The organism is Streptomyces sp. NPDC086777, from assembly GCF_040702065.1.
Lineage (GTDB): Bacteria > Actinomycetota > Actinomycetes > Streptomycetales > Streptomycetaceae > Streptomyces.
Map to the genome: position 1 here is coordinate 33,639 of NZ_JBFBJI010000061.1, position 6,379 is coordinate 40,017.

The 6,379-nt window shown below is 70.9% G+C and carries 8 protein-coding genes; 6 read left to right on the forward strand and 2 right to left on the reverse strand.

All coding sequences use genetic code 11. The features are described from left to right. Positions 1-2: 2 nt before the first annotated feature. The 3 genes from AB0472_RS43510 to AB0472_RS43520 are packed head-to-tail and all read left to right on the forward strand — an operon-like array spanning position 3 to position 3,309. Positions 3-2,021 (forward strand): hypothetical protein, encoded by a 2,019-nt coding sequence (locus tag AB0472_RS43510; protein ID WP_366364998.1) that lies wholly within the window; start codon positions 3-5, stop codon positions 2,019-2,021. Next, the gene (locus AB0472_RS43515; RefSeq protein WP_366365000.1) at positions 2,018-2,365 is read left to right on the forward strand and encodes an L-rhamnose mutarotase; all 348 of its coding nucleotides are present in this window, start codon (positions 2,018-2,020) and stop codon (positions 2,363-2,365) included. Before AB0472_RS43510 ends, AB0472_RS43515 begins: the two co-directional genes overlap by 4 nt. Before the next feature lie 38 nt (positions 2,366-2,403). Further along, entirely contained in the window at positions 2,404-3,309 is a 906-nt protein-coding gene (locus AB0472_RS43520; protein ID WP_366365001.1) for an amidohydrolase family protein, read from the forward strand. Between the two features lie 166 nt (positions 3,310-3,475). On the opposite strand, the gene AB0472_RS43525 is transcribed toward AB0472_RS43520, so the two are convergent. Then, a complete protein-coding gene (locus AB0472_RS43525) occupies positions 3,476-3,865 on the reverse strand; it encodes a hypothetical protein (protein ID WP_366365002.1) in 390 nt (129 codons plus the stop codon). An 86-nt stretch (positions 3,866-3,951) separates the two neighbouring features. After that, complete coding sequence (locus tag AB0472_RS43530) at positions 3,952-4,473, reverse strand: NUDIX domain-containing protein (RefSeq protein ID WP_366365003.1); 522 nt, start codon at positions 4,471-4,473, stop codon at positions 3,952-3,954. Here AB0472_RS43530 and AB0472_RS43535 point away from each other — a divergent pair. The 3 genes from AB0472_RS43535 to AB0472_RS43545 all read left to right on the forward strand — a co-directional run bounded on the left by AB0472_RS43535 (position 4,464) and on the right by AB0472_RS43545 (position 6,240). Then, positions 4,464-4,814 carry a zinc-binding dehydrogenase gene (locus AB0472_RS43535; protein ID WP_366365004.1) on the forward strand — a complete coding sequence of 117 codons (351 nt, stop codon included), beginning with the start codon at positions 4,464-4,466 and terminating at the stop codon, positions 4,812-4,814. The genes AB0472_RS43530 and AB0472_RS43535 overlap by 10 nt on opposite strands. A 30-nt stretch (positions 4,815-4,844) precedes the next feature. Then, complete coding sequence (locus AB0472_RS43540; RefSeq protein WP_366365006.1) at positions 4,845-5,165, forward strand: NIPSNAP family protein; 321 nt, start codon at positions 4,845-4,847, stop codon at positions 5,163-5,165. Between the two features lie 88 nt (positions 5,166-5,253). Next, the gene (locus AB0472_RS43545; protein ID WP_366365008.1) at positions 5,254-6,240 is read left to right on the forward strand and encodes a hypothetical protein; all 987 of its coding nucleotides are present in this window, start codon (positions 5,254-5,256) and stop codon (positions 6,238-6,240) included. Positions 6,241-6,379: the final 139 nt, after the last annotated feature.

The window sequence follows — 6,379 nt, forward strand, 5'->3', positions numbered from 1 at the left end:
TCATGCCCTTCAACCCTCACCCCAACGCCTCCGGCGACGACACCCCGCCCTCCGGCCGGCCCGCTCCCGCACCCGACGTCCAGGCCGCGGTGCCGCTGCTCGAACCTCCCGGCTGGGCCGTCGCCCAGCGCGCCCTGTTCGACCTGCTCGACCACGCGTGGCGCCGTTTCGAGCGCAACTTCACCGGCCCCGACGGCCGGCTGACCTACCACGACCGGCTGACCAGCCGGGACGGTGTCGACGACTTCTACGAGGTCTTCTTCAACTGGCCCCAGCTGTACCTCCTCGGCGGTTCCGACGACCTCCTGCCCGCCAGCGAGAGGCACTGGGAGGGCGTCACCAGGCAACTGACCGAACTGGACATGCTGCGCGACGAGTACGAGCGCGGCTACGACTGGTTCCACCAGGGCGAGAGCCTGCTGCTGCTCTACTTCCTGTGCATGGCCGCCCCCGGCCGCTGGGCCGAACGCGCTTTGCGTTTCGCCGAGTTGTACGTCGACCCGGCCAAGGGCAACTACGACCCCGAGCGGCGCATCATCACCCGCCCGCACAACGGCAGCGACCCTGAGCGCACCGGCCTGTTCGACGGCGACGCATACCCCTGGCTGCCCAAGGAGGCGGAGACCTACGGCTTCCCGCTCGACTGGCTGCCCGAGGCCGCCGACGGCCCCTTCCCGCTCTCGGCGGACCCGCGGCTGGGTGACCAGATGCGGGACCGGATGGGCGTGGGCGACACCGCGCTCAACCTCGCCGCGGCCGGACTGGTCCTCAACGCCTGGATCCTGTCCGGCGAGGAGCGCTACCGCGACTGGATCGTCGAGTACGTGGGCGCCTGGCGCGAGCGCACCCGGGAACAGGGCGGCCTGATCCCGGACAACGTCGGCCCGGACGGCGTCGTCGGCAGCCTCCTGGAAGGCCGCTGGTACGGCGGCCACTACGGCTGGTCCTGGCCCCACGGCTGGCACAGCGTCGGTCACGCGGCCTGCGTGGCCGCGCTTGCGGCGGCGACGGTCACCGGGGACGACGACTACCTCTCCATGGTGGCGACCTCGCTCGACGCCCTCATCGACCGCGGCAAGGTCATGCCGAACACGGAGGCGGACTCCAGCCTGCCGTCCAAGTGGGTGGCGGAACTCGGCCCGGACCGCCACACGCCCACACTCCATCTGCCGCACCGGCACAACGACTCCGGCTGGTTCGACTACAACCCGTCGACGCCCCCCGTGCCGGTGGCTCTGTGGCACCACACCTTCTCGGAGGCCGACCGGGCCCGGCTGGAGCGGCTGCGCGAGGCCGACGGCATCGACTGGCGCACCGTGCGGCCGTTCCGCGCCAAGGAGGAGTCCGGTCACGAGAAGGCGTGGTTCGCCTTCCTCGCCGGCGACGACCCCGGCTACCCGGAGCGGATCCTCGCCGCCGCCCAGGCCCAGGTCCGCCACCGTCTGCGGCGCATCGACCGCTACCGCGACCTGGACGTGCCCGAGGCCGACATCCACGTCTGGCAGCAGTGCAACCCGGTGGCCACCGAGGCCCTCGTGCAGCTGACCTGGGGCGGCCCCCAGGTGATGTACCAGGGCGGTCTGCAGCAGGCGCGGCTCCGCTACCACGACGCCGACGCCCGCCGGCCGGGCCTGCCCACCGACGTCGCCGCGCTGGTCACCTCCATCGCACCCGAGGCGACCACCGTCGAGCTCGTCAACCTCTCGCCCGACACCGACCGCACGGTCATCGTCCAGGCGGGCGCGTTCGCCGAGCACACCATCGCCGGGGTCCGGTACACCACCTGCGCGGACGACGGCTGGATCGGCGACATGTACGACTACGGACACACCGAGCCGGTGGTGTCCGAGGTCGAAGTCCAGTGCGACGGACCCTTTCTGACGGTCCGTCTGCCCGCGTCCACCCGCATCCGGCTCACCCTGCGACTGGGGCTGCGCACCCGCACGCCCAGCTACCGCACGCCGTTCGACACCACGGCCGACCCGACCAACTCGGCCGACACGACAGGGGATTCGGCATGAAGCGCATCGCCCAGACCATCAGGCTCCGCCCCGACCACCGCGAGGAGTACCTCCGGCTCCACTCCGCGGTGTGGCCCGGTGTCGAAGCCGCCCTGCACCGGGCGAACATCCGCAACTACAGCATCTTCCGCCACGGCGACGTGCTGTTCGCCTACCTGGAGTACCACGGCGAGGACTTCGAGGCCGACATGGCGTCCATCGAGGCCCACCCCGAGACCCAGCGCTGGTGGAAGCTGACCGACCCGTGCCAGGAGCCCTGGCCCGACCGGGGCGAGGGCCGTCAGTGGAGCGAGCTCCCCGAGATCTGGCACCTGAGCCCGCCCGGCGACGACGCCACCGCCTGACCCGGCCCGCACCAGCCGAACCCGACTTGGATCTCCTCGTGAACGTACCCGTGCTCGTCGACGCCCACCACCACCTGTGGGACCTGGCCCACCGTCCGCAACCCTGGCTCGACGACCCCGAAGTGGCGTCGATCCGCCGCACCTTCACCGCCGAGGACCTGCGCTCCACCGCCACCCACCCCGTCATGGGCCGGCGGCTGCACGGCACCGTGGTCGTCCAGTGCGTCGCGGAGGTCGCCGAGACCGAGGACCTGCTCGCGCTCGCCGAGCAGGAGCCGCTGATCCAGGCCGTGGTCGGCTGGGCCGACCTGGGGTCCCCGGCGATCGGTGACGTGCTCGACCAGCTGATCGCCGGGCCGGGCGGGGGGTACCTGCGCTCCCTGCGGCACCTCGTCCAGGGGGAGACGGACCCCGACTGGCTGCAACGCCCTGATGTGGAACGCGGTTTGAGGGCGGCCCGGGCTCGCGGGCTGCGCTACGACGTGCTCGTCCGCGACCACCAGCTCGATCAGGCGATCCGGCTCGCGCAACGCTTCCCCGACCTGCCCCAGGTGCTCGACCACGCGGGCAAGCCGGCCATCGCCCGGCGGGACATCGCGGAGTGGGAACGCCGGATGCGGTTGCTGGCCGGGCACCCGCACGTGGTGTGCAAGGTCTCGGGGCTGATCACCGAGGCCGACCACGCGCGGTGGATCACCGCCGACATCCGTCCCGTCTGGGACGTGCTGCTCTCCTCCTTCGGCCCCGAACGGCTGATGTTCGGCTCGGACTGGCCGGTCGCCAACCTGGCGGGCGGCTGGAACCGGTGGGCCGCCACCGTGCACGAACTGCTCACCGGCTGGAGCGAAGACGACGTCCACGCGCTCCTCGCCGGCACCGCGACCGCGTTCTACGGGCTCTCCCCCACAGCCGGGGAGGACGGCGCCACCGGCTCGACGACCTGACCCGCTCCCGTCGCGCGGCGAGAGTCACCACCGCCGAGCCACACCCCACCGCACGCAACCAGCGCCGGCCGCACCTCCATCGCATGCTTTCCGGCGCCGTACGGCTGCCGTGCGCAGACCGCCGAGCGTGAGTTGATCGATTCCAAGGGAGGCCTGCGGAGGATCCTCAGGCGTCGGGGTCGACTTCGGGGTGCGTGAACCGCACGGGCTTGCCCAGCGACCGGGCGTAGGCGATCTCGGCCCGGGTGCTGTCTCCGACGTAGCCGCCGACCACCAGCACCTCGTCAGCGAGCCGGATCTTCGCCCGGTGCAGATCGCCGAGTCGCACCCTCAGCGTCTCGGCCTCGACCGGATCGGACCAGAGTTCGTGCGGCGACTTCATGTCACAGGCCGGTTTGACGACGATCCTCCCGGCTTTGGTCTCCCGCAGATCCGCCTCGTTCATCTCGGTCATGAAGCGGGTGGAGCCGCAGATCACGACGATACGCGGGAGACTCAACAGCTTCTTCGCATCGGCGAGCTTCTCCTCGGGGGTACGCAGGTGCGGGTATGACACTGGTTCCTCCTGGGGATGCGGTGCACGCCCCTTCTCGTACGGCGGTCTGACCGGACACAACGTCAACTATGGCCGACGGGCGCCGATCAGCCGGTTGCCGCCGACTCCCCTACGGGGTGAGCATGCTCGGACCGCGGGGAGACGACGAACCGGGCGGCGATGTCATCGGTCGCAGCAGCGGCGGCGATGCGAGCGATCATGTCGTCTGCCATGGGAGGCAGCGCATCCAGCGGGAACCAGCGGGCGGCAGTGTTCTCACCGTCGGCCGGATGCGGATCACCGGACTGCCAACCGAGCCGGAACACCAGGTCGAGATACTGCGCCTGGTCTCCGTTGTCATAGACCACCGCTTCCGTGACGTGCACCATCACCAGGCGCTCAGGAACCGCGTCGACGCCGGTCTCCTCCAGCACTTCCCGGACCGCGGCGTCCGCCGGCTGCTCTCCAGGATCGATGATGCCGGTCACCGCGGCCCACTCGCCGCTGTCCGCACGTTTCGCCAGTAGGACATCTCCGTCCCTGAGGACTACCGCGGTCACTCCTGACAGCCACAGCGGGTCGTTACCGATCTTCTCTCGCAGCGCGAGGATGAAATCTGGTGTCGCCATCAGGCCAGGATAGAAAGTCTCGCCACAGGTTCGGCTGCGCCCACGACCAGACCAGCACCCGCTCGCTGAAGGTCCTGCGCCCCGGTGGCCTGCTGGTCGCCATCCCGGCCGGTGTCTCCCCGGACCTGGCCCAGGCTGCCGAGGAGGCCGGGGTGCGCGTCACTGCGTACCTGGTCGAGCCGGACGGTCCCGCGCTGACCACGATCGCAGGCCTGATCGACGCCGGTGAGGTCGCCGTCGAGGTGGAGGAGATCTTCCCGCTGGAGCAGGTCGGCACGGCCCACGCCCACGTCGAGGCCGGCCGCACCCGCGGCAAGGTCGTCCTCACCGTGACCGACTGACCTTCCCTGCAGACAGTCAGGAGCAGCACCGTGTACTACGAGATCCGCCGCTACCAGGCGCAGCCCGGGCGCCGCGAGGAGTGGGTGCGCTACATGGAGGACGTGGTCATCCCGTTCCAGGCCTCGCTGGGCATGGACGTGACCGCCTCCTTCGTCGACGCCGAGGACGAGGACGGCTACGTGTGGATCCGCGGGTTCGAGGACGAGGCCCAGAGCGAGGCCCTCTACACAGCCGTGTACGAGCACGACCGCTGGAAGAACGAGATCGGCCCGGTCGTCCACGACCTGCTGATCCCCGAGAAGCCCGTCGCCACCCGCGTGGTCCCCACCCCGGCCTCACCCCTGCGGTGACCTGGCTTGCGGCCCCTCCACCCGCCGCGCACAGCACCGCACAGCACCGCGCGGCGCAGCACAGCAGCGAAGAGAAAGAACCCGACCCATGAGCAAGAAACTCAACCTCGCTGCGGCCGTAGCTGCCGCAGCGGCCGTCTTCGTGTCGGCCCCCTACGCGTCGGCCGTCGCCGGGCGGGAACACCCCAAGCCCGTCGTCCCTGCCGTCAAGACCGTGGCCCCGTTCGACTGGTCCGCCGGGGAGGTACCGGAGAACATCACCGTCAACCCGGACAGCACGTTCACTGTCTCCATGCTGGGCAGCTACGCCGGCAAGCGGCCGGAGCTGGTGCGGGTGAGCGCCAACGGGCAGCACAGGACCGGGCTGGTGACCGGCGTCCTCGGTGACGGCTTCACCGGGAACACCCGGGGCAGCGACGGGACCATCTACTACAACGTGTGGTCCAAGGACGCCTCGCGCGCGGGAGTGTGGAAGCTGCCCCCGGGCGGCCACCCCAGCCGCCTCGCGGCCCTGCCCGCGGACGGCCTGCCGAACGGACTCGCGATCGACCCTTCCGGACACATACTCTACGTCTCCGACAGCTACAAGGGCACGATCTGGGCCGTCCCGGTCGCAGGGGGCCAAGCCAGAACGTGGCTGACCGACCAGGCTCTCGCGCCGGTCCCGACGGCTTCGATACCGATAGGCGTCAACGGGCTGCGCTACCACAACGGGGCAGCATGGGTCACGAACTTCAACAAAAGCACCCTGCTGCGGGTTCCCGTGACCGCTGCCGGGAAGCCGGGCCGCATCCGCCAGGTGACCGGTGGTGAGGTGGGCATTGACGACTTCAACTTCCTCTCTGCCCGCTCCGACATTGTGTTCACCGCGCTGAACACGCAGAACACGGTGGACGTGGTCTACCCAGACGGCACGAAGGTCACCGTGCTCACTGCGGCCGACGGGCTGACCGGCCCCACCGCCACCGCCGTACACGGCCACGAGCTGTACATCACCGACGCCTCGCTTGCCGCCCCGCACCACCCGCAGCTGCAGGGCGGCCGGATCAACCTCGCGGCGCTGCAGGGCAGCTGACCTTGCAGCGCCGGAGCCACGGCCTCACACCTCGCCGCGGCCCGGCCGCGCCCGGGTGGGGGGCGGGGGGGCGGGGCCGGGGGGGGGGGGGCGCCGGCCCCCGCGGGCGGACCCGGGCGCGCCCCGGCCCCCGCCGGGG

Excerpts from the sequence above, each read along its gene's own strand:
- AB0472_RS43510 (WP_366364998.1), top strand. The coding sequence starts at position 3 with ATGCCCTTCAACCCTCACCCCAACGCCTCCGGCGACGACACCCCGCCC.
- AB0472_RS43515 (WP_366365000.1), top strand. The coding sequence starts at position 2,018 with ATGAAGCGCATCGCCCAGACCATCAGGCTCCGCCCCGACCACCGCGAG.
- AB0472_RS43530 (WP_366365003.1), bottom strand. The coding sequence starts at position 4,473 with ATGGCGACACCAGATTTCATCCTCGCGCTGCGAGAGAAGATCGGTAAC.
- AB0472_RS43545 (WP_366365008.1), top strand. The coding sequence starts at position 5,254 with ATGAGCAAGAAACTCAACCTCGCTGCGGCCGTAGCTGCCGCAGCGGCC.